The following is a 23955-nucleotide window of genomic DNA, read 5'->3' on the forward strand; positions in this document are numbered from 1 at the left end:
CATGACGAATAAAATTACTGTCTTCTCGGACTTTTTATGACCCTTTTGTATGATAGGGAAGATCCCCCTTGACCAGTTGGCCAGGGATAAAAACTTGATTGTAGAATGGAAGGCTTTTGAACTTAGACCTGAAGGTGTTGAGCTGCCAGAGAAGTCACCAGCTGATATTGCCAATGCTAAGGCCAGACTTGAGGCTTTGGGGCAAAAATATGGAATTTATATGACTTTTAACGAAAAAAGCAAGCATTCTAGATTAGCCTTAGAAGGCTCTAAGTATGCTGAAGAACATGGGCTCGGCAATGAATATCATGATGAAGCTTTTAAAGCTCAGTTTCAAGAAAGCAAAGATATTAATGACTTAAGTGTATTGTGTGAGATTGCCGCTCAAATTGGGCTAGATCAGGAAGAATTTCGTGATTCCCTTGTTACAAAAACATACGAACAAGCTGTATTAAAGGATTTAGCCGAAGCTAAGGGTTTGGGAATTCAAACTGTTCCCTGTTTTATAATTGATAATCGTGCTCTTCATGGCGCTCAAAGTTATAGTTCCCTGGAAAAGTTCCTTCAGGGAACAAGAAGTGGTTTTCCGCTCGATATAAACGTAATTAAGTAATTTTTAAGAGAGTGTAGGTATTAATAATGGAGTTAACCGCAGAACAGAAAAAGGTATTAAAAGGACAAGGCTATATTGCTTATAAAGATGGGGTTCATTTTTCCTGTAGGGTCTTAATAGAGGCTGGAAGCATAAGTGCTGAAGAATCACAAAAGATCAGTGAAGTCTGTAAGAACTATGGCCGAGGGTATTTTACCTTAACTCAACGGTTAAATGTTGAAATTCCTTGGATTAAATATGAGGATCTGGAAAAGGTTGCAAAGGAACTTAAAGAAGTTGGTTTATCCATTGGCAGCACGGGAATGAGGGCCAGACCTGCTCATACTTGTAAAGGGGATGTTTGTCAAGTAAGTTTATTTGATACTGCGGAAGCTTCAAGGCTGATTAATGAAAGGTTCTATAAAGGGAAATATGATATAGCCCTCCCTAATAAATTTCGAGTGACAATCGGCGGGTGCAGAAATGGATGTTCAAAGCCAGCACTTGGTTGTATAGGCTTGCAAGGTCGAAAACCCGGCCAAGTATCTATAACTATTGGCGGAATGTTTGGGAAAGAACACTATATTGGAAGAGAAATTCCCGGTTTGTATTCAATAAATGAGGCTCTTGATATTGTAGAAAAGGCTATGGTTTATTATCGGGAAAATGGCCAAAATGGGGAGCGATTTGCAAAAATGGTGGAAAGAATCGGTTTTGAGACAGTTGCACAAGCCCTTGCAATCTGATGGTTTTCGCCAATTTAATGGACTCTTTATAAACTTCAGGTGTTAAGTATTGAAACTAGGGGTTGAAATTCTAAAGAAAAGGATTTTCATCTCTAGTTTTAATGCTATGAATCCCATAATTGAAAAGTATTTAAATAAAAGGAGTTTTTTAAATGCCAACTCCGACTGAAATTTTAATAGTTACAGCTGTCGATGGTGAGAAAGAGGCAGTATTGAATGGCCTTGAAAACGATTCGAGGTTTAACGTCATAGTAGGAGGAGTCGGTGCGGTTGCGGTTGCTGTTAATACAAGTAGAGCGTTAACTGCTGACAACTATCGTTTAGTTATTAGTGCGGGTATTGGAGGGGGGTTCCCGGGGAATGCTGCAGTAGGATCACTTGTGGTAGCTACAGAATGTGTTGCTGCGGATCTAGGCGCTGAGACTCCGACAGGTTTCTGCAGTTTGGATGACTTGGGCTTTGGTTTTACCAGTATTAAGACTGATCCTGGCATTGTAGAGCATATGATGAATGCCTTACAAAAGACTGAGTTAACGGTTTACTCCGGGCCGGTACTCACAGTTTCTACCATTACAGGCACTAGCGGAACAGCCAAGGCATTGTCTCATCGGACAAAGGGGGCATCCGCTGAGGCAATGGAGGGATTTGGTGTAGGATTTGCTGCGCTTAGTCATGGTGTACCTTTTTTTGAGATTCGAGCAATCTCAAACGTGGTAGGCCCACGTGATCGGACATCTTGGAAAGTTAAAGAGGCACTGGATAATTTAGAGGTGGCTTGTAAGGTGCTAAGGGAGGTATTAGTATGAAAATTGCATTCTCTCCTTGTCCAAATGATACATTTGTTTTTCATGCTTGGGTACATGGGTTAATACCAGGCGCACCAGGGATCGACGTAAAGTATGCCGATATTGATATTACAAACAATCTGGCGGCTGCATCTGGGGATTTGGATGTTGTTAAAATCTCTTATGCCGCACTGCCCTGGGTTCTATCTGATTATGCTCTTTTGCCTTGTGGAGGGGCATTAGGTAAAGGGTGCGGACCGTTGCTATTGATGAGGAACCCAAACAAGCTTTATAAGCTGGCAGGTATACATAATTGTCGAGTAGCTGTTCCTAGCGAACGATCAACTGCCTATTTATTATTTCGATTATGGGCAGCTCAAAATGTGCCAGGTGGAGTTGGTGAAATTATTGTTCTTCCCTTTCATGAGATTATGCCGGCGGTGCGCGATGGGTTAGTAGATATAGGTCTAGTAATTCACGAGGCCAGATTCACCTACCCCTCATATGGCCTTGCCCTTATGGTAGACTTAGGGGGGTGGTGGGAGCAGGAAACTAACCTGCCGATTCCTCTGGGAGCTATAGTAGCTCGGCGGTCTCTGGATCTGTCGGCAATTGCAGCTTGGATCAGGGAATCCGTTAGATATGCATGGGCTCACCCTAAGGAATCTAAAGAATACATACTATACCATAGTCGAGAGCTATCTGAGGAAGTGACTCAAGCTCATATTAAACTTTATGTTAACGAATTTACGGAAAACATTGGGGAGATGGGATATAAAGCGGTGGCTACCTTGCTAGGGAAAGCAGCCCAAGAAGGGTTAGTGCCAAAAATCGATTGGGAAGCTTTAAAATACTAGGTCGTTATTAGGTTAATAAAAATGTGATAAAATTGCCCCAGCAAATTACAAACTTTGCTAGGGCAATTTTATTGGGCGCTTACGAATCTATGTCCGAAGGAGGAAAGGAAAAAAGTACAAGTAAATTAAATGGAATGTTATTCCATTAACTACAATAGTTGCATATATTGAGGTTAAGGAGGTGAGTTTTCAATGAATGGTAGTGGTTGTAAGCCGATTTGCTGTCCCCCACAATACTGTGTCAGAGATTTTTATGCTCAAAGAACGATACCTGTTATTCAACCGATTGTGACTATTAACCGTCAAAATATCGTCGATGTTCCACAATACTTCTATCAACCAATTACTAGAAACGTCGTTGTTAACCAAGGTTTTCAAGGTCAAGGAGTTCAAGGTCAGGGTTTTCTAGGTCAAGGAGTTCAAGGTCAAGGGTATACCAATCGCCTCTTCTTTTAAGTAGTGGAATAGTAAACAACAAACCGCGCTCATCTAAAGCGTGGTTTGTTGTTTAGTTCTAGTAAAAATGAGACGTAGAGTTTATAATGTCAAGGAGTGAGCTAAGTGCATATTTAATAAACCGTAGAACCAGAATTAAGGTTAAGAAGGAAGTATGTGAAATGTCAAAAATCAACCGAATTTTGGCAGCCACCCGATTTGAAAAAGTAGATCGTATTCCTAAAGGGGAGTTTAATCTTGAGGATGGCTTGATTATTGAATTGCTGGGACTAAAGAAAAGAGTAACATTTAATGATAGAATCGAGGCCTGTGAACGTTGCAAACTTGATGCCCTAGCATTTTCTCCTTCATTGTCCCTGAATGCAGAGAACCGGGTGTGGGAAGGGATTAAGCAATGGCGAAAAGAGACAGACTTTTTTATTTTTGCAATAATTGATGGCCCTTTTCAAGGGGCGGCTAAACTTGTCACTTCGTTTACCGATTATTTGCTTGCCATTGCTAAAGGTGACTCCATGATCCCTGAACTAGTCTCGAAAGCTATAGCTGCTAACGTTGAGCTAGGATTGCAGGCCTTAGCTTCAGGTGCGAATGGAATAATTATTGCGGATGATATTGCATATCAAAATGGAACGTTTATATCCCCCTCGGCTCTCCGTAAATACTTTTTCCCTGGTCTAGCTGAGCAAGTGATGGTTTTAAGGAGAGAAAAAGTTCCGGTTTTCTTTCATGCTGATGGGAATTTATTATCCGTATTAGAAGATATTCTTTATTGTGGTTTCGATGGCTTACATTCTCTCGATTTTTCTTCATTATCTGACATTAAAAAAGTCAGAATGGCTACAGCTAATAAACTTTGCTTAATGGGCGGATATGATTTGGGTTGGTTTGAAGCGGAAAATAGGGCAGAGAAAGCTTTGCAATTATTGGAAGCAACTTCCCCAGGGGAATGGGGAACAGGGTATATCTTCGGTAGTAGTGCAGGGATTTTGGGAAGTACTCTAAAGGCTAATCAGGTACTCGATGTATATCAGTACGTAGATAACCTACTAGTTAAAGAATTAGGGTCAAAATACTGAGGAGAAAAAACTCTAGACAATTAGATAGTAGTTCGTTAGAATATATAACGTAGAGAGCTTGTGAGTTGTTTCGCAGGTTGTAGTAAGGTAGACTAATTATTTCTGGAAACAAAGTGTTAATCCATTAGAATGGAAGGATGGGAGAATATGACGCATTTTGCGATTATGTGTAATAGCTATCCTTATTCGTGGTAGCTATTTTTGTTTTTCAAAATATAATTAAATCCCAAAAAGTGAGGTTAGTATTGTGATTTGGAACTCTGAGCAAGAATGTATGAACCGTAATCGATTAGAAGAACTTCAATTGGAACGTTTAAAGTGGACAGTTAACAGGGTGTACAATAAGGTGCCTCATTATCGAGATAGATTTGAGAAATTAGGGATATTTCCTGAGAATATTAAATCATTGGACGATCTCAAGCACTTACCATTTACAACAAAGGATGATTTGCGGAGCAATTATCCCTTCGGTCTCTTTGCTGTACCTCAGAGAGAATTGGTTCGGGTTCATGCTTCATCGGGCACCACTGGGCGTCCTGTGGTAGTGGGATATACAGCTAATGATTTGAATACTTGGACTGACCTGACAGCCCGGATGGTTAGCTTAGCAGGAGTTACATCTGAAGATGTTGCCCAAATTGCGTTTAATTATGGTCTGTTTACCGGCGGTTTTGGTTTACACTATGGACTAGAGAGGGCTGGAGCGTTAGTAGTCCCTGTTTCGGGAGGGAATACAGAGCGGCAGCTTATGTTAATGCAGGATTTTGGAACAACGGTGCTGATATCCACACCGAGTTATTCGTTGTATATTGCGGAAGTTGCGGAAAAGATGGGCATTGATATTTCGTCTTTAAAGTTAAAAATTGGTCTTTTTGGTGGAGAGCCTTGGACTGAAGAAATGCGCATAGAAATTGAATCCAGGCTTCAAATTACTGCTACAGATAACTATGGCCTCAGCGAAGTCATGGGTCCTGGGGTTGCTGGGGAATGCACTTGCAAATGCGGTCATCATATTGCAGAGGATCATTTTATCGTTGAAACAATAGATCCGGAGACAGGGGAAGTTCTTAAACCGGGAGAGGAAGGAGAGCTGGTCTTTACATCCTTGACTAAAGAGGCCTTTCCGGTAATACGTTTTCGGACAAAAGATATTTCACGCATTAATCAAGAGCCATGTCAGTGTGGGCGAACTACGGCACGTATGCGGAAAATTATCGGGCGAACTGATGACATGCTTATTATCCGGGGCGTAAATGTTTTTCCTTCGCAAATCGAAAGTGTTCTCATGACAATAGAGGGGATTGGCCCACACTATCTGATTAATGTGCACAGACGCAATTTCCTTGACGAGCTGGAGGTAGTAGTGGAGCTTACCCGTGAGGATTTGCTTGAACCCTATTCAAAGCTAGAAGACTTCTCAAGCTACATTCGTCAGAAGCTACACAGTGTGCTTTCAATTAATGTTCGCTTGAAGATTGTTCAGCCCGGAACCTTGGAAAGGGGAGCCGGTAAAGCAAAGCGGGTCTTCGATTATCGCAATCAGTCTGCTAAATAAGTGTACGGAAATCTGTAACTAGAAGTAAGGGGTTTGGCTTCGGTTATTGGGGGTTAATCCTAGGAAAATACAAATTTACAAATGAAGTGGAGTGTTAATTGTGGTGCCCGTTAGTTCACTTTTGCTAACATTAACCCCTATTGTAGTCATCATAGCAATGCTTGTAATCTGGAAAAAGCCTGCAGATATAAGTGGTATTGTTGGTTGGGTTGTTGTTTCGATTATTGCCTTCTTTTTTTTCCAAACGAACTTAGAAGTCTTGATTAGGTCAACCATAACCGGGGTAATTAGATCCTTCGCTGTTTCTTTAGTTGTGGCTGCTTCTTTATTGCAAATGGCTTATATGGAAAAGACCGGGGCCCTCAAAAGAATAATAATATTTATTAAAACAATTGCTTGCGAAAATAAAGCGGTACAAATAATGATGATTAACATTGGCTTTGGAACTTTAATGGTTTCAGTGGGAGCAACACCTGTCTCACTGCTTCCGCCTATTATGTTGGCTCTGGGTTATTCCACCTATGTTTCGATTGCTCTTCCCTGCATAGGATATGATGCTCTATGCACTTACGCCTTATTAGGTGCTCCTATTGTCGTCTTTGTCGACGTAGCCAATTCATTTTTAGGGCAGGGCCATGAAATAAGTTTATCTCAGGCGGGCAGTGTCTTTTTTATGTTTTTGCCGGTTATTTCAACTTTAATAGGATTTTGTATGCTTTGGATTGTCGGACGTTGGCAAGGAATAAAAGATGGTTGGTTGCCAGTGGTTATTACTGGAGCGGTAATTGCAGTTGTGTCATTTTTCACAAATAAAGTAGACCGATTAGTGGTTCTGACTGGAATTATGTGTGGTGCTGCAGTCATTATTGTAATGTCATTATATCTCTTGTCCACGGGGAAAAAGATAATTGATAAAAGTCGATTAACCAAGGAAGAAATAGACTATGAGAAAAGCTATCCCTTTTGGAAGGCATTGACACCTTGGGGACTTCTAGTGATTTTAATATTAGGATTGAACCTTCCCACTGATATGTTTAATCTTTTATATAGAGAAATAACTCTTCCCTTATCGGGGTTATCGGCAGATGGCAAGCCCATTGTGACACGAGCTTTATGGAACGCTTATACCTGGATTTTTGTAAGCACCTTCCTCTCCATGATCTTCATTAAACCTACAAAGACACAATTGAGAGAAACCTTTAGCTTATGGTGGAAGAGAGCTCCTAGACCGGTATTTGCGGCAATTATCTTCTTCGTTATTGGAGAGATTATGAATATGTCTGGCTTTGATATGACTTCTAAGAAATATGCAGTAGCAAGTATGGTTCAAATTTTGGCCAATTTCTCTTCTCAAATTTTCAGTGATGCTTATGGGTCGGTTGTAGCCTTTATTGGTTTGTTGGGGGGATTTATTACCGGCAGTGAAGCATCCACTATAGCCATGTTTGCAACTTATACTCTTAAGACTTCAAATATGCTTCATATGGAATTACTTGAAATGTTGATTATTACTGCAGGCTTAGCCTTTGGAGGAGGCTTGGCAAGTGTTATTTCACCGGCAAAGCTTCAGAATGCTTCTGCAGCTATCGATAAATTGGGGGAAGAGACTGCGGTTATTCGAATTGCTTTTGTATTTGCCATTTTATTGACTGCTGTAACTGCGGCATTAGTTATGGTGTTTCTGGCTGTTTTCGTCTGAAGCAATTTAGTAGTAGTATTTCTTAACATTGGTTAATAAAACGAATTAGAGTCCATATCCTTATGTTAGATAAGGAGTGGACTTTTCTTTGTTTCTAAGAAGTTCCCATATGGAAAAAATTATATAATTAATATTGAGTGATCTACCTAAACCCTGTTCGAAGTTATATAATCAAATTATAATATTAATAGCTTTTGAAAGAGATTAATCTCAGGGGGCCGCATTGTGGGGTGTGTTTGTGCAAAAGTGTCAATTGGAGACGACGATGTCGATCAAGTCATGTTCAAGTCTAAGTAAAAGGGCTATTGAAGATGTGCTCAACTTAGAAAGTGTTTGTATGGATCACGATAATCTTCAAGGAAGCTTTTTTTTAGATCCGTCTTTAAACTTCAATCACCGGATTAAGAGCTTTTTTTTACTCTATGACAAAAGTAATCTAATAAGTATGTTATCTATGTTCATTCCAACAGAACATGAAGCAGAGATTACAGCTTACACTCTACCTAAGTTCAGAGGGAAAGGTTTTTTTAAATCATTACTAGCAAAAGCACTTAAAGAATTAGGCGAATTTAATATCCCGGAAATATTATTTGTATTTGAAAGCTCTTCAGTTGCCGGTAAACGAGTTGTTGATTCTTTCGAAGCAGGTTATGATCATACTGAGTACTATATGAGCTTAGATAATGTAAGTTATACTAGCTTAAATGAGTATCATCTACGACTTTTGAAGGTAGAGAAAAAAGATCTGGAAAAGGCGATAATCACTAATATGAAGGTTTTTAGTGATAGCTATGAAGAATCTGAGAATCTAATTATTAATCGCTTCAAATTAAAGCATAGAGAACAATTTCTCGCGATTCTTGGTGAAGTAATTATTGGTATAGTTTCAGTAAACCTAGAGGGTGAAGGTGCGTCGATATTTGGACTTGGTATTGAACCTGAATACCGTTGTAAAGGCTATGGAAAAGAACTTTTGCATCTTATCATCGATAATTTATTGCAAAGAGGCAGATCCGAGATCAATATTGAAGTAAATAGTGAGAATGCGGAGGCGTTAAAGCTTTATAAAAGCACGGGTTTTTATACAGAAGTAGCTTACGAGTACTACCGCTTAAAACTTATAAAAGAAGTGATAGAGAAACTCAGTAGCCAGAGCAGTTAAAAAGAGAGAATAGTTTGGTAAGGCATATCTTGCGAAGGAGAGGGAGGTTAGATCCGATGTGCTTGATTGTTTTTGCCTATGACTGCCACCCAAACTATCGATTAATTCTTGTGGCCAATAGAGATGAATACTTCCGACGACCAACTGAAAAGGCTCATTTTTGGGAGACTCATCCCTGGGTTTTGGCTGGCAGAGATTTAGAGATGCTTGGAACTTGGATGGGGATAACTCGTTCAGGACGTTTAGCTGCCCTAACAAATTTTAGAGATCCATCGTTGCTGCTTACTGATCCTAAGTCTAGGGGCGCTTTGGTCAGCAACTTCTTATGCCTGAATGAACCACCAATCGGCTATTTGCGGAATGTAAATAGTTATCAAGGAAGTTATAATCCGTTTAACCTTATAGTTGGAGATCCCTCGTGTTTGCTATATTATTCCCAACAAACAGCGGAGACGCTAGAACTCAAACCGGGAATATATGGTCTCAGTAATCATCTCTTAGATACTTCTTGGCCTAAAGTTTCAGAAAGTAAACAAAAACTAGCAAGATACATAGAAAGTAGACCTACCATCGAAACTGACCCTCTTTTTGATATCTTACTTGATGAGGAAAAGGCCAATGATCGCGACCTACCTAATACTGGAATCGATTACGAACTGGAAAAGCTACTATCTTCGATCTTTATTAGAGGTACGGTTTATGGAACAAGATCTTCAACGGTCTTACTAATTGCTCGAAACAATCTGGTAACCTTCAGGGAAAAAAGTTTCTCACCAGGTCAGAAATCATTTGTTGAGGTAGTCCATGAATTTGAAGTGGCGGACTTGGGTTGTAAGTAAGGTTTACCAACTTAGTCTATTGAGTAGAGTTCATTGACTTTAATATAATATTTTTTAAAGAGGTACTACTAATGACTTACAATACGCAAAAACCAGTTATTCTCTCGGATCAGGTTAAATCCACTCTCCATAGTCTGGAGCCCCTTACCAGAAAAGTACTCTTGACACTCAGCCAGCCCAGCCCCCAGGATAATCGAGGGGATATTGACCGAATACGTCAATTGTTAGAGCGTAGTTATGGGTCGGTTAGGATTCCTTTGTCACTTATGCCGAAGATCCCTCAGGTATGCCGGAGCTCTAACTGGAAGTTCACGGCTGTTTTATCGGAAACCTGTCAGGGTTGGACGCTTATTGATATAGAGTCCGGTGATACCACTCAAGAACATTTCGGACTGGCCATAGACATTGGAACCACAACGGTGGTTGTTTATTTGATCGATCTCACTGATGGAAAAGTACTTAAGTATGCGGCAGATTATAATGATCAAATTGCTATGGGTGAGGATATACTGACTAGAATACGTTACGCATCCTCGCCAGATGGTTTAGCCAGTCTCCAAGAAGCAGTTTTAGCGACCCTTAATCGTTTGATAAAACGTCTTTACCCGTTACCGTCAGAAGCAAGCATGATTTCTGCAGCAGCCATAGGTGCCAATACAACGATGATTCATTTGCTATTAGGTCTGGATCCTGCTTCCATTTGCCGTGCTCCTTATATTCCCGTTGTCAATAATCCGGGCTTAATCACGGCTGCGGAAATCGGTCTGGATATTTCTCCACTAGCACCAGTTTATTGTCTCCCAAGTATAGGGAGTTTTCTGGGAGGAGATGTCATAGGCGGAATACTTGTCAGTGGTATGCACCAAGAGTCGGATATTTCCCTTTTTGTGGATATTGGCACCAATGGGGAGATAGTTTTGGGTAATAAAGACTGGCTTGTTGCTTGCGCCGGAGCAGCAGGGCCAGCGCTAGAGGGCGGGGTTACAACTTATGGAATGCGAGCAGAACAAGGAGCAGTTGATCATGTTTCCATAAATCAGAAAACTGGTTGGGTTGATTATTCGACAATTGGTAATATGCCTGCTCTGGGCATCTGTGGCTCAGGCTTAGTAGACACGCTTGCCGGACTTTTCCTGAGTGGGATCATTGATCGCAGTGCCCGGTTTCAAAATGGCCAGCAGGAATTTGTCGTAGTACCTGCTCATGAAACAGCATCTGGGGAGGACATTGTCGTTTCCCAAGTCGATATAAAGAACTTTATGGCAACTAAGGGGGCGGTCAATGCTGCTACTGATTTACTAATGGAGAATGTTGGGTGTGATTGGCGTGAAATTAGTCATTTCTACGCAGCAGGGGCTTTTGGCCAGTATTTGCCAATCGAGTCTGCTGTTACAATAGGTCTTTACCCTGATCTTCCCCGGACTGCAATTGTTCGCTTAGGCAATAGTTCAGGAGAAGCTGCCCGTCAAGTGCTCTTATCCAGAACAAAGCGTTTAGAGGCTGAAGAGATTGCCAGGAAGGTCACCTATTTTGAGCTGAATGCTAATGCTGCGTTTATGGACAAGTTTGTCAGCAGCAAGTTTCTTCCCCATACAGATCTCGATCGTTATCCCAGCGTTCGTGAGAGACTGCAAAATCGGATATAAATAGTCAATCCCTCCTCTTCAAATTCGAAAAGGAGGGATTGATGTCTTTTCTGTGTAATAATTACAGTGTTTCGCTTACAAGTGCAGACCAGTTTTTCCCTCTATAAGCATTATATCCTCGTGTATGAGCATAACCATAGATTTTAGTGCCCATTGTGTCGTTTTCAAAAAGATAACCGTAGGTTTCTCCATTAATAGCTAATTGAGCAGCCTTTAAATGTCTTAAATTTTCCGTAAGGATGCCCTTTCTGGTTCGGCAGGCTATAACATAGCCGGCGCTGTTAATAATGAATATATCGCCATTTTTGCCTATGCGAGCAGAATCAATAATGTCATAGATGAAATTCCAGTTAAATCGAGTAGAAAAGTATCCTAAGATTTGAGTATCGTCACCGCGAATAGGGCATGTGTAGGCAACAGTATGAGATTTGCCAATCGAAGAATAGTATAAGTCACTGACGGATATGGCATTCTCAGCCTTGGCAGCCTTGAACCAGTCTCTATCCGCCATACTTTGTCCGATGAGTTCGTGGTGAACACCGGCAGCTAGGATTATGCCTTCTGCATCTAAAACATAGAGGTCATTGTAAACTTCATAAATATCTACCAGTTTTTTTAGTAAGGTATTGGCGACTGAAGTACGGTCGGCAATTGTCGGGCAGAAGCAGTTCTTAACCTTATCAAAGCCAGCCCAAGCTTGTGCATCACAATTGCGTTCGAAAAGATTTCGGTCAATCTTATCAATGGTATCGTAGGCGACATCCGCCATCCGCACGGCCATAACCTCGTTTGCTTTACTTTGAATATTCTCGATAATTGTTGTACTTTCTTTGGTTGAAGTTAGACTCCGGGTAGCAAGTTTTTTAATTTCATCGGCTACGACGCTAAAGCCACGACCTGCTTCGCCTGCTCTTGCTGCTTCAATGGCGGAATTTAAAGATAAGAGATTTGTGTGTTGGGCTATTTGGCGGATAGATTCAATGACCTGACTCATTTCTTGATTAGCTTCTTTGAGCTCGCTTAAAAGGATTGATGTATCAATAACTAAGTTCTCGTTAGCCATTCGCTCACCTCAAAATAAAAATAGCCTACCTATACATAGGTAGGCGTCGTTGCCAACTCTTTTACATAATTATACGATAGCCAGAGGAAATTGCAAGTGTTTCTTTATATCTCGTGTATCCGACAGCTTACTGCTTAATTAGAGTTAGTAAAGGAGTCAGAATCAGTATCAGTATCGGAATCAGTATCAGAATCAGTATCAGGTACAAACACTAAATTACAAAAGGTAAGTACATCATTGAATTCGATAAAGCTAAAGTTGTTAGCTTGAGCTCTTTCCATAAGTTGAGATATGGGAGTTGTGGTAAGGATAATATCCTTTGGCTCAAGTAGTTGATAAATGAGTCTAAAGTGTTGGGTATTAAAGCGAATAGAAATATGTATTTCATTTTCCCAAGTTACTTGAAGGACATAGGCATCTTTATGTTCAGTTGAAAACCAATGATAAGTATATTTGGAAAGGCCGGACTGATTAATAGCTTTGACTTGTTCATTGAATTCTTTAACATAAAGGATAAGAACATCACGCCCATTTTCAAGTTTTCCAAAGGCGGACTGTTCAGGTGTGTATGCTTGAGTAAACATCTTAACTCCTCCAATTTAATAAATCGTGAAGGCTCTCCCAAAAGTAGTGGCTATATCAGCTTGCCTTACTCGAGTTGAATTTAATGAGATTCTTAATATGCTGTCATTATAGACTATTTGGATGCTTAAGTGAAGTAATAACAAGAGGAAAGGAGGGAAATCAAATGGGTAACCCATGTGGAACGACAAACGCCAAAATCTATATGACAATGGAGGTTAAAGGGGTTCCAATTTATTGTGGTTCGGGAGTTAATCCCGTCAATTCTCCAGCTCAACATTTTGTTGCGTGGGGTAAAGGAGTAATATCTTCAGGTTTGATCCATACTTTTAACATTGAATCCTTAGAACAGGGAATATTGTGGTTTGTTGATGAAGAAGAGGCAGAGGCACAATATGCTAAATTGCAAGAAGTCTTAAGTAAGAGATGAAAAAGACATTCACACATGTGCAAATGTCTTTTAGTAGCAGTATTATTCTACCAACGCCGGCGGCCCCAACGAGGAACCGGAATTATAACTATCCAAGGATTCCGGCGCCAAAACCGCCTGCGTTGTCTGCGCTGTCTACGATGCCATCTGTCCACGATGATCACTCCTTACCTAGGAAATTCGTTCATAATTTGAAATGACTGGGGCTGAAAGTTTTTGATTGTTGATCCATTATATGGAATATATAATTTGTCAGGTTCCAATATTTCCAGCATCTGCTTGTAAATAGCAGATGCTTTTTTAGGCTCATTAAATATTCTGGTTATCGGAAGTAAAGGTTATTATTTGAAAAGAAAATCATTCAAAAAAGGTATTGACATAGTATTCAAATGGCAGTAAATTTAATCGTGCCCAAAATGTACGTATGCGAACTATTCTTACACAAACAAAGGGGGATTGGAATGAAAAGGGTGTTCAGTATTTTATTAATGATGAGTGTCTTACTTACAGGATGCAACAGTTCAAGTCTAAAGGTTGAAGCGGATAGTGTGGCTGAAGCAAGTAAACCTGTTTTCGTAATGGCTGGAATTATTGATGCAAACGAAAAAGCACAAATTACCAGCAAACTATCTGCTAAGGTTCTTGAAAGTCCAGTTGAAGTTGGAACGGTAGTTCAGAAGGGTGATTTGCTTATTACTCTCGACACAAAAGATATTGAAGCGCAGGTGGCTCAGGCGCAGGCAGGTGTTAATACCGCCCAGGCAAATCTGCTTAAAATGGAGGCTGGTGCGCGCCCGGAACAAATTGCCCAAGCTGAGGCAACGTTAGAAAGTGCAAAGATAAGTTATTCCAATTCTAAAAATAATTTTGATCGGAATCAACAGCTTCTTGCGGCTGGAGCAATATCTCAAGCCCAGTTTGAATCTGCTCAAACTCAGCTTGCTGCGGCTCAAGCACAATACGATGCGGCTCAAAACCAACTAAGCCTATTAGTAAAAGGCGAATCACCGGAATCTTTAAATGTCTTAAGGGCACAGGTAGCCCAATCCCAGGCAGCCTTAGAACTTGCTCAGACACAGTTAACAAATGGAAGAATTGTATCCCCCATCTCAGGAGTTGTAAGTGCCAAAAATATTAATCTAGGTGAACTGGCGACTCCCGGGACAGCCTTGATTTCGGTAGTTAACCTTGATTCCTTGTTTGTTAAGGCTTCTTTGCCGGATGGATTTATAGGAGATGTTAAAGTTGGGGACGAAGTTGCAGTAAAAGTACCGGATATTAAAGATCAACAATTTAACGGGAAAATATCGATGATAGATCCTGTCATCGATTCGCGCAGTAAAAGCGTTTTAGCAAGGATAAGTCTGGATAACCACGATTCTGTGTTGAAACCAGGAATGATGGCTGAAATCGGTTTAATTAAATAAGGGTAGGTGGAGAAAATGGCTGACAAACGGAAAAAACTCATCTCTATAATAGTTGGAGTGATGGTAGTTGCTTTAGCTAGCGTTGGTAGCTATTATTGGTATAAAAATGCATACTACGTTTCAACAGAGGATGCCAGAGTCGCAGGTGATCTGGTAAGTGTAAGCCCCCAGATCTCAGGTAAGCTCTTAGAACTAAATATTGAAGAGGGCGATACTGTTGTTAAGGATCAAATCTTAGGTCGTCAAGGAATGAGCGGGCCGCAAGAGACTAATATTGATCAATCTGTTTTTAGAGCGCCTATTGGTGGACTTATTATTAAGAAGCAAGGAACTGTCGGGGAGTATATTTCTGCCGGTCAAACAGTTGCAATTATCATTGACCCTGAAAAGCTTTATATTAGCGCAAATATTGAAGAAACAAAGTTGACAAAGATAAGAGAAGGGCAGAATGTCGACATAACAATTGATCAGTATTCTGATAAGCCTTTTACCGGAAAAATAATGCATGTTGGCCAGGCCTCAAACTCAACCTTTGCTTTGCTGCCCTCATCAACAAGTGGTACTTTTACAAAAGTCATCCAAAAGGTACCTGTAAAAATTGAATTTGATAAAAGCGATGTCACGTTACTGCCCGGCACTAATGCTGTTGTTAAGATCCATATAAAGTAATGGGGTGTGTAAAATATGGCGGAAAATGACATTCCTGAAAAAGCGGGTGACGGTTTATATAAATGGTCTGCATTGCTTGTCGTTGTAATCGGTACGTTTATGGTAATGCTGGATAGTAGCATAGTTAATATTGCGATTCCTAAAATGATGAATGTTTTTGGTTCGGATCTGGAAACCATTAAGTGGATATTAACAGGATATACTTTGGCTATGGGTGCGGTGGTACCTATTACGGGCTTTATCAGTGATACCTTTGGGATAAAAAAGCTCTTTATTGGAGCCTTGGGCGTTTTTACAATAGGATCATTTCTATGTGGCCTTGCTTGGAGTACCAATACCATGATTGCTTTTCGTGTAATCCAAGCTATCGGCGGCGGCGCGATCATGCCTGTGGGAATGTCCTACATTATGCAAATTTTTGCTGTTCATGAACGTGGTAAGGCTTTAGGCTTTTGGGGTATCGCGTCAATGTCCGCCCCCGCAATCGGGCCTACTTTGGGGGGCTATATCATCGAGCATATGGATTGGCGCTTTATTTTTTATGTTAATGTCCCAGTTGGTGTGATCGGGGTTATGGTTGCGGCGCTGTTGCTAAGAGAAACTGCTTTAAAACCTTATAAAGGAAATTTTGATTACATCGGTTTCATTTCTTCAATTTCGGGTATAGTTAGCGTTCTTTATGTCTTCGGTGAAGGTAATTCAATCGATTGGGGAAACGTAAAATTTCCTCTTATTCTTACATTCGGTATATTTAGTCTTTTGATTTTCATCGTAAACGAATTAACTCACCCAGATCCCTTACTTGATTTGCGAGTCTTTAAAGTCTATAATTTTACGTTGAGTCAAGTTATAACGGGTATAACGACTCTTGCTTTGATGAGTGGAATGTATGTTCTACCACTGTTTTTACAAAATATAAGAGGTTATACGGCAATGGAAACAGGTTTAATCTTATTTCCATCAGCTATTGCCTCGGGATTAATGATGCCGATTAGTGGTGCATTATTCGATAAATTTGGGGCTAAGGTTGTCACGATTCCAGGGCTAATTATAGTTGCCTTTGCTACTTATGAAATGTCTATGTTTAATATGAATACACCAATGTCAACAATTACTTTAGTAGCTGCGCTAAGAGGGGTCGGACTTGGATTTGCAATGATGCCGGTCAATACTGCAGGTATGAATGATGTTCCAAAGCATCTCTTCGGGAAAGCAACTGCTTTGTCAACAACAGTCAGGAGTATATTAAATGCCTTAGCCGTTACATTTATGACGACTATGATTTCTTCAAGGTCAACTGAAAACTACGCACGGCTTACAGAGCAAATTACCCCATTTAATCAAACTGCTGGCTCTGTGTTAAAAGGTTTGCAAGGAATTTATATGAAAAATGGATTATCTCAAGCAGATGCTCATGGCTCGGCACTATCGACTCTCGGAAAAATGGTCTATGCACAGGCCTATCTGGATGGGATGAACTATGTAGTGTCTTTAACAGTCTTTGCCGTAGTACTTGCGATCTTCATGGTACTCATGATGAAAAACAGCAAGAAACCAAAGAGTGATCAATCTAGTAAAGGTATTGCAAAAAGGGAGGTACTAAATGGAACAGAATCAGACGCCCGAATTGCAACAGTCCTGGAGTAAAGATTCTGAGCGAATAGTATTTCTGTTTAAATCTATCCATAAAATATATCGAGATCATCTCTATAAAAAATCTAGACAGTATGGTTTTACAGGACCTCAAATTGGACTGATTATGGGTCTGCATAAGAATCCGTTTTCAACCTTGAACGAGCTAAGTGAGTGTTTAGGTCTTTCGAAAAGTACCGTATCAGGTATTGTAGATCGCTTGGTCAATCAAGGCGTAGTTATTAGGGAAATACCAGAAAACAATCGGAGGATTGTTCGTCTCTCATTATCACCTGATTGGCAGAAAAACAATGCACTTCATGATCTGATGCATAAATATATTAATGACACCCTTGCGAATGCCAGTAAGAATGAGTTGGAAAAGATCATTTTGGGGTTAGAGACCTTATATTCATTACTCGCTAAGGATGAAAATTAGTTTTCGAACGTTCCTTCAATCAAAGCAGGAAACGTTCGAAAAAAGGTTTGACCTATGTCCAATTATCTTGTAAAATATATGATAACAAGTGAATTATAGTTCATATAATAGCAGAGATAAGGTCTGCAAGTTTCTACCGGACTGCCGTAAATCGTCCGACTATGAGCGAAGTGTCGAGGTATCACGTCCAAGATAACAGATATAATGACCAGACAATGGGGTTATCTGTATTTGGAGGATTCCTTTGGGTAAATTGCGACTCTGCAATCCCAAGGTGACAGGTTCTCTCACTAAGTTTGAGCAGAATCTGTCATTTTGGGTTATTCTTTTTTGAGGTAATCCTTAATTAAGAACCAGTGTATTTAAGTTTACCAACCTTTGCTTAGATTCTATATGGATGGCCTATGCAGTTAAGGGAGGACATTAGAAGTTGATAATCTATCGCTTTGGGCTTGTGAATTCATTTGCGATCTCATGTTATTCGATTAATCTTTTAAACACGAATTAGTTGCTTCTATGAGTTCCCTTGAAAGATGCTTAAGCTTATTCGCCAAATGCAAAATGATTAATATTAAATGTTTAAATTAAAGGAGATGGAAACTTTGCGTAATAAAGAAATGTTGCTTGTACCAGGACCTACACCCGTTATGGATGAAATATATGACGCTTTGTCTAGTGAGACAATGGGGCATACGGATCCGAGATTTGCCAGGATCTTCAAGAACAGTTTGGATTTGACCAAGCGATTGTATAATACTGATGGCGAAGTCTTTGTTATTGCCGGTTCAGGAACTTTGGCCATGGAAATGGCCATTATTAACACGGTTGCGCCGGGTGAAAAGCTACTGGTTGTAAGCCATGGCTATTTTGGCGATCGCTTTATCCCAATGGCAAAGGTATTTGGTATTCAAGTTGAAACCCTTCAAGCCGAGTGGGGTCAACAGATCAGTAAGGAATCAGTTGCAGAAAAATTGGCCGAGGGTGGTTTTAAGGCTGTAACGGTGACTCATGTCGATACATCCACGGGTGTCATGGCTAATGTTGAAGAGTTAGTTCCGGTGGTTAAGAAAGCTGGTGCGCTCTTTATATTGGATGGGGTCTGTGCTTCTGCTGCTTTAGAAGAGGATATGCAAAAAACTTATGGCCATCCCGATTATAAGATAGATGTTGTCTTAACCGGATCCCAAAAGGCAATAGGGGTTCCACCCGGACTTGGAATTGTAGCTTTTGGGCCGGCAGCGCTGGCAGCTCGTGAAGAGATGGGTTCAGTTATGGGATACTATACCGATATTAAAAACTGGCTCCCAGTTATGAACGAGCCAGTAAAGTATTTTGCTACCCCTCCGGTTAATATGATTTATGCGTTTAATCAGGGTATGGAAATGGTTATGGCAGAAGGTTTAGAGACTCGTTATCGTCGTCACTCAGCCCTTGGACGAGCAATGAGAACCGCACTGAAAGTTTATGGAATGAAGCCTTTAGCAGAGGAAGCTGTAGCTGCTCCGACTTTAAGCTGTATCATATATCCTGAAGGCTTAAATGATGCAGAGTTTCGCTCGAAGTTAGGAGCAAAAGGTGTAGTTGTTGCCGGGGCTTTAGCAGCCTTAGCAGGGAAGGCATTCCGAATTGGGCATATGGGAAATGCCACCGAAGAAATGTTTATTAAAGCGCTTCAAATCATTGGGGAGACTCTCCAAGAGATGGGATATGAAGCGAACGTGGACGCTGCAATCGATGAATTCAAAGGGATTTATCGTTTGGTATAAAGAACTTCAAAGGAATTTGATATGCTCCCCTTGTGCGTCCAGAGGTTACAGTGGCGGCACCCTTAAATTTTCAGCTAATTTTATTATCCTTGCTGGGGGTTAGGGGGAAATAAGCAAATGGCCTTATACCAACCATAATTAAATGATTGGTGTAAGGCCATTTTTAACCCATGATTAGACTTTACATGGGGAAAGCAAATGCTATCCTTGAACTATTGAAGCATCCGATGTAGGGTTCCATGTCAAGCCAACCCAGATACACTGAAATTCTTCTTCATTTCCACTGCTACTTGACAGGGGAAAGTTTAAATTAAACTGACTGCCTTGGGTCATATTCATGGAGAGATCACGAACCACATGACCTTAAGATTTTAACAATTTCTTATATTTTAGAAGCGAAACTTGTTAACTGCTTCTTGAAGATTCTGGGCCAGCGTAGCAAGGCTCTGGCTAGAAGAAGAGATTTCTTCCATGGACGCTGATTGCTCTTCAGTCGCAGCAGACACTGTCTGTGCCTCTCCAGATACCATTTTGCTTAAGTCATCAATCTTATTCACGGATTCTACAATTTGTTGACTACCAATCGCCATCTGATCTATAGTGGTTGCTATTTCCTTCATTTCTCCGGATGTGTTGGTTACTAACTCGGCAATTTCCTGAAATATTTGCCCTGCGGTATTAACCACTTCTGCTCCCAAGGCAACTTCCCGGGTGCCGTTATCCATAACAAAGACGGCTTTATCAGTGTCCTCTTGAATTTCGCTAATCAGTGAGGAGATCTGTTGGGTTGCTTCCTGAGACTGTTCAGCCAGTTTGCGAACTTCGTCAGCTACTACCGCAAAACCACGTCCCTGTTCTCCAGCCCGTGCGGCTTCTATAGCAGCGTTAAGTGCCAACAAATTGGTTTGCTCGGCAATACCAGAGATGGTTACAATAATTTGTCCGATTTCCTTCGAGCGCTCCCCTAATTCAGTGACTGCCTTGGCAGAGTCATTGACAGTTTGTTCAATCTTTGCCATTTGAGAGACAGCTTTATTTACCGATATGTTCCCTTCATTTGCTTTGTTGGCGGCCTGTACGGACTGACCGGCTACATTGCTCGTTGTCGCCGAAACCTGTTGGATGCTAGCTGACATCTCTTCAACAACAGAGGCTGTATCATTGACTGAGCTCAATTGATCTTCTGCACCAGTTGCAACTTCAGTGATTGAAGTAGCAACTAAGTTGGCGGCCTGAGCCGATTGTTCAACACTGGCAGTTAGCTCTTCACTTGCAGCAGCTAATTGCTCGGCTTGAGCGCTAACCATTGAGACCATATCTCGCAAATTAGTCCCCATTTTCAGGAAGCCATTGGCCAGTTGACCGATTTCATCTTCAGCAAAATTCCCCGTCTCACGCACACGAAAGTCTCCTTGCGCCAAGAGCTGACATTCCTCTCGAATCAACAATATGGGTTTCGTGAATCTATTAGCAATCATTACAATTGATAGTCCAGTAGCAAGTAAACTTACGAGGGCAATCATTAGCAGGGTCCGAGTTAGGCTTGCGGTTTCTCGTGTAGACTCACCTTCAGGCGCAGCCACCGTCATGATCCAGCGTTGCCCACCCGGCAATTCAACGGGAGTGAAAACCGCAATTCTTGCCACACCGTCAACAAAGGTATAACCTCCGCTTATTTGTGTCCCTGAGTCTGCTGCTGACTCAAACATTTCAACCAAATGGTCGTCCAATTCGTTTTTCTGCAATTTAAGTTCTGGATTTATAGTCTTCTCACGAAGGTTTAGTTTGCCAATTACTTCAGGAAGGTGAGGATGAGCTATGATTGTGCCTGAATCATCTGCAATTTGGCCATAGCCAGTGTCTAAAAACTTTAGATCTTTAATCAGGGCGGAGAGCCTTTCCACTGAAAAAGTCCCTACCAACACCCCCGACAATTGTTCATTATTTAGGACTGGTACAGCTAAGACAACAGCTAATTTCCCAGTTGACTTAGAAACTAGAGGGTCTGATACAACGGTTTGTTTAGTCTCGATAACTTTCTTGAAATAGTCGCGGTCACCATAGGGAGCCGTCGAGCCAGTACTGGTAAGTCCGGATCCGTCGGGAGCTACGAAAACGACAGCATCAAAGGTACCAAATCGTTCTTTGGCGTCTGCCATAGCTCGAACCATCTGCTCCTTGTTAGTGCCAGTGCGAATCTCTGCAAGATTAGCCAAATCTATAAGCCGAGAAATCATCAGTTCAATGTCGGCTTTGACGCGATAGCTATAATCAGTTCCTACCGACCTGGCTGTTTGATCGACACTCTTGGTCAAGGATTGCTTAGAAAGGTGGTAGCTGACCCCAGTTAGGACGCCTAAAGCCACTATAACAAGGGGAAGCAAAAGTAGTAGCAACTTGGTTTGAATGCTTTTAATGTTCATAAATTGACTCCTTTAGATTAAAAATACTAAAATTCGACTAATTTATATATAATAAAAAGCTGCGGCCTCTACAAGAACCACAGCTCAAAAACTAATAAAGTGTTTTAACCTTTGGCAACCTGACAATCATAGTATCTTCATACCTTAGACTCATGGCTTTGTGTCCTTACCTTTCAGTAAGTTTACTTTTCTCATTATTCAATTCATATATCAGTTTAAAGACATCTAAACATACATATTAATATTGTCAATAACATTATGTTGTTGGCGCGTAATTAAGCGATGCAACATACTAAACAAACAATAGAAGTATACAACAATTACATTAAAGGTATCAAATAGTTTACCATTTAATTTTCAAATATTAATACCGATAATGGGGATGCCTAGAAAAATGTACTTATTGTTCGAACGATATACATTATTACTCATCTAATGTTCGGAAATGTATTGACCTAGGCTTAAGTTTCTTGTAGAATAATCTCTAGGTCAGTAAATAAATAGTGTTCATATAGTGGCAGAGATATGGTCTGCAAGTTTCTACCGGACTGCCGTAAATGGTCCGACTATGAGCGAAAGAATGTACGACGGGCTTATGCCCAAAATTGTACAAATCCAAAAACTTTAGAGGTACTATTCAGAAAGCATAACTTTACGTTGCATTTTCTGAAGCATAAGTGCAACTAAGGCTATCGCCTGCGCCTAATGCTTGCCGCTGGCCGAGTTTTCTAATGGTTAACTTTGTTTTTGGATTATACCGCAGGGTCAGATCCCAGGCGGGCAGATTTCTCTCATCAATTTGAGTTGAAAGCTGTTCGCTTGGGTTTGTTTTTTTATGGTAATGACTTAGAGACACATGAGGAGGGGTAAGCGTGTTTACCATGCTTAATTTGGTTCAACCAAAAGAACTTGAAGAAGCGTATCAGATCTTGTCTGAGAAACGAAATAATACTATTCTTGGAGGCTGTGCCTTTCTAAAAATGGGCAAAAAGCGAATAACGACAGGGATAGATCTGTCGAACCTTAAGTTGAACTATATTCAGGAGCGGGATGGATTTATTGAGATTGGAGCTATGACAAGTCTGCGAGATATTGAAATTAATCCCCTGCTAAAAGATAATTATAATGGGGTACTTGCGCAATCTGTGCGTGATATTATCGGAGTGCAATTTAGAAACGGTGTGACAGTAGGTGCTTCAGTATATTCTAAGTATGGCTTTTCTGATCTAATCACGGCGTTATTGTCCTTAGACACAGAGGTGGAGTTATTTAAGGCAGGGAGAATGCCTTTAGAAGAGTTTCTTACTCAGCCAAAGGAAAAGGATATCCTTGTTAGATTATGGATAGGGAAAACCAGCCGTCAAGCAGTCTACATGAGTTTTCGGAATTCAGCCAGCGATTATTCGGTTTTAAATGTAGCAGTATCTAAGCTTAATGATCAATGGAGGATTGCAGTGGGGGCCAGACCTAGTAAAGCAGCACTTGCAGTCAGTGCTTCAGAAATGCTAGTTGGAGAGATTCCGTCGTCGGAAAGGATTGAAGCGGCGGTGCAAAAAGTTACAGAGGAATTGTCTTTTGGAACGAATACGAGGGGTACATCTGTTTATCGAAAAGCCCTTTGCAAAGCTCTCGTCAGACGGGGAATACTGGAGGTAATGGCATGCAAATCGAACTAACAGTTAATGATAAAGTGGTTCAGTGGGAAGTTGGGAACGATGAGTTCTTAGCGGATACGTTAAGATCCCATGGGTATTTGAGTGTTAAAAAGGCTTGCGACACAAGTTGCTGCGGACTTTGTACTGTCTGGATAGATGGAAAATCAATGCTTTCATGTTCGATTCTTTCTTTGCGTGCCCATGGCAAAAAAGTCACAACTATTGAAGGGCTGCCTAAGGAAGCAGAAGAATTTGCTCAGATACTCAGCGCAGAGGGGGCTGAACAATGTGGTTTTTGCAGCCCTGGCTTTATTATGAGCGTGTTAGCAATGAAAAATGAATTGGTTAACCCCACTGAAGAAGAAATCATTCACTACTTAACGGGTAATTTGTGTCGCTGTACCGGCTACATGGGCCAGCTTAGAGCAATTAAGACCTATTTGGGGGTGGCTTAGG

The 23955-nt window shown here is 40.8% G+C and carries 22 protein-coding genes and 3 riboswitches; of the genes, 19 read left to right on the forward strand and 3 right to left on the reverse strand.

Translation table 11 applies throughout. The features are described 5' to 3' along the window. Window position 1 precedes the first annotated feature (1 nt). From DESMER_RS03940 to DESMER_RS03990, 11 genes are all read left to right on the forward strand, one after another. Window positions 2-613 carry a DsbA family oxidoreductase gene (locus DESMER_RS03940; RefSeq protein WP_014901771.1) on the forward strand — a complete coding sequence of 204 codons (612 nt, stop codon included), beginning with the start codon at window positions 2-4 and terminating at the stop codon, window positions 611-613. 26 nt (window positions 614-639) lie between these two features. Continuing rightward, on the forward strand, window positions 640-1338 hold the full coding sequence (locus DESMER_RS03945; RefSeq protein ID WP_014901772.1) for a sulfite reductase subunit beta: 699 nt from the start codon (window positions 640-642) through the stop codon (window positions 1336-1338). 152 nt (window positions 1339-1490) lie between these two features. Beyond that, window positions 1491-2144 (forward strand): futalosine hydrolase, encoded by a 654-nt coding sequence (locus tag DESMER_RS03950; protein WP_014901773.1) that lies wholly within the window; start codon window positions 1491-1493, stop codon window positions 2142-2144. Further along, entirely contained in the window at window positions 2141-2980 is an 840-nt protein-coding gene (locus DESMER_RS03955; RefSeq protein WP_014901774.1) for a 1,4-dihydroxy-6-naphtoate synthase, read from the forward strand. The genes DESMER_RS03950 and DESMER_RS03955 overlap by 4 nt, the downstream gene beginning before the upstream one ends. A gap of 192 nt (window positions 2981-3172) precedes the next feature. Continuing rightward, window positions 3173-3436, forward strand: a complete 264-nt coding sequence (locus tag DESMER_RS03960; protein WP_014901775.1) for a hypothetical protein — start codon at window positions 3173-3175, stop codon at window positions 3434-3436. Between the two features lie 161 nt (window positions 3437-3597). After that, complete coding sequence (locus DESMER_RS03965; RefSeq protein WP_014901776.1) at window positions 3598-4512, forward strand: uroporphyrinogen decarboxylase family protein; 915 nt, start codon at window positions 3598-3600, stop codon at window positions 4510-4512. A 247-nt stretch (window positions 4513-4759) separates the two neighbouring features. Beyond that, the gene (locus DESMER_RS03970; protein ID WP_014901777.1) at window positions 4760-6067 is read left to right on the forward strand and encodes a phenylacetate--CoA ligase family protein; all 1308 of its coding nucleotides are present in this window, start codon (window positions 4760-4762) and stop codon (window positions 6065-6067) included. A gap of 103 nt (window positions 6068-6170) precedes the next feature. Beyond that, window positions 6171-7766, forward strand: coding sequence for an L-lactate permease (locus tag DESMER_RS03975; RefSeq protein ID WP_083856530.1), 1596 nt, complete (start codon window positions 6171-6173; stop codon window positions 7764-7766). A gap of 265 nt (window positions 7767-8031) precedes the next feature. Beyond that, window positions 8032-8928 (forward strand): GNAT family N-acetyltransferase, encoded by an 897-nt coding sequence (locus DESMER_RS03980; protein WP_042333349.1) that lies wholly within the window; start codon window positions 8032-8034, stop codon window positions 8926-8928. Between the two features lie 56 nt (window positions 8929-8984). Beyond that, on the forward strand, window positions 8985-9767 hold the full coding sequence (locus DESMER_RS03985; protein WP_014901780.1) for an NRDE family protein: 783 nt from the start codon (window positions 8985-8987) through the stop codon (window positions 9765-9767). A 71-nt stretch (window positions 9768-9838) separates the two neighbouring features. Beyond that, window positions 9839-11413, forward strand: a complete 1575-nt coding sequence (locus DESMER_RS03990; protein WP_014901781.1) for an ASKHA domain-containing protein — start codon at window positions 9839-9841, stop codon at window positions 11411-11413. A 61-nt stretch (window positions 11414-11474) separates the two neighbouring features. Here DESMER_RS03990 and DESMER_RS03995 read toward each other — a convergent pair whose 3' ends face one another. Beyond that, window positions 11475-12476, reverse strand: a complete 1002-nt coding sequence (locus DESMER_RS03995; RefSeq protein ID WP_014901782.1) for a methyl-accepting chemotaxis protein — start codon at window positions 12474-12476, stop codon at window positions 11475-11477. 134 nt (window positions 12477-12610) lie between these two features. Then, entirely contained in the window at window positions 12611-13060 is a 450-nt protein-coding gene (locus tag DESMER_RS04000) for a hypothetical protein (protein WP_014901783.1), read from the reverse strand. A gap of 164 nt (window positions 13061-13224) precedes the next feature. Here DESMER_RS04000 and DESMER_RS04005 point away from each other — a divergent pair, with 164 nt between their 5' ends. The 6 genes from DESMER_RS04005 (at window position 13225) to DESMER_RS04030 (ending at window position 19421) form a co-directional block, all read left to right on the forward strand. After that, complete coding sequence (locus DESMER_RS04005) at window positions 13225-13488, forward strand: hypothetical protein (RefSeq protein WP_014901784.1); 264 nt, start codon at window positions 13225-13227, stop codon at window positions 13486-13488. Between the two features lie 461 nt (window positions 13489-13949). After that, a complete protein-coding gene (locus DESMER_RS04010; protein WP_014901785.1) occupies window positions 13950-14915 on the forward strand; it encodes an HlyD family secretion protein in 966 nt (321 codons plus the stop codon). A gap of 15 nt (window positions 14916-14930) precedes the next feature. Then, complete coding sequence (locus DESMER_RS04015) at window positions 14931-15584, forward strand: HlyD family secretion protein (RefSeq protein WP_014901786.1); 654 nt, start codon at window positions 14931-14933, stop codon at window positions 15582-15584. 15 nt (window positions 15585-15599) lie between these two features. Continuing rightward, window positions 15600-17231, forward strand: a complete 1632-nt coding sequence (locus DESMER_RS04020; RefSeq protein WP_014901787.1) for a DHA2 family efflux MFS transporter permease subunit — start codon at window positions 15600-15602, stop codon at window positions 17229-17231. Next, window positions 17188-17655, forward strand: coding sequence for a MarR family winged helix-turn-helix transcriptional regulator (locus DESMER_RS04025; RefSeq protein WP_014901788.1), 468 nt, complete (start codon window positions 17188-17190; stop codon window positions 17653-17655). Before DESMER_RS04020 ends, DESMER_RS04025 begins: the two co-directional genes overlap by 44 nt. A gap of 80 nt (window positions 17656-17735) precedes the next feature. Continuing rightward, window positions 17736-17837: riboswitch (purine riboswitch) on the forward strand. Window positions 17838-18257: 420 nt separating this feature from the next. Further along, entirely contained in the window at window positions 18258-19421 is a 1164-nt protein-coding gene (locus tag DESMER_RS04030) for a pyridoxal-phosphate-dependent aminotransferase family protein (protein ID WP_014901789.1), read from the forward strand. Between the two features lie 389 nt (window positions 19422-19810). On the opposite strand, the gene DESMER_RS04035 is transcribed toward DESMER_RS04030, so the two are convergent. Beyond that, entirely contained in the window at window positions 19811-21844 is a 2034-nt protein-coding gene (locus DESMER_RS04035; RefSeq protein WP_014901790.1) for a methyl-accepting chemotaxis protein, read from the reverse strand. Between the two features lie 110 nt (window positions 21845-21954). Beyond that, window positions 21955-22041, reverse strand: a riboswitch (cyclic di-GMP riboswitch). A 290-nt stretch (window positions 22042-22331) separates the two neighbouring features. Continuing rightward, window positions 22332-22433: riboswitch (purine riboswitch) on the forward strand. Window positions 22434-22716: 283 nt separating this feature from the next. On the opposite strand from DESMER_RS04035, the gene DESMER_RS04040 reads away from it, so the two are divergent. Both DESMER_RS04040 and DESMER_RS04045 read left to right on the forward strand, forming a co-directional pair. Beyond that, complete coding sequence (locus DESMER_RS04040) at window positions 22717-23520, forward strand: FAD binding domain-containing protein (protein WP_014901791.1); 804 nt, start codon at window positions 22717-22719, stop codon at window positions 23518-23520. After that, window positions 23505-23954 (forward strand): (2Fe-2S)-binding protein, encoded by a 450-nt coding sequence (locus DESMER_RS04045; protein WP_014901792.1) that lies wholly within the window; start codon window positions 23505-23507, stop codon window positions 23952-23954. Before DESMER_RS04040 ends, DESMER_RS04045 begins: the two co-directional genes overlap by 16 nt. The last annotated feature ends 1 nt before the right edge of the window (window position 23955 follow it).

The sequence above is a fragment of the Desulfosporosinus meridiei DSM 13257 genome, assembly GCF_000231385.2.
Taxonomy (GTDB): Bacteria; Bacillota; Desulfitobacteriia; order Desulfitobacteriales; family Desulfitobacteriaceae; genus Desulfosporosinus; species Desulfosporosinus meridiei.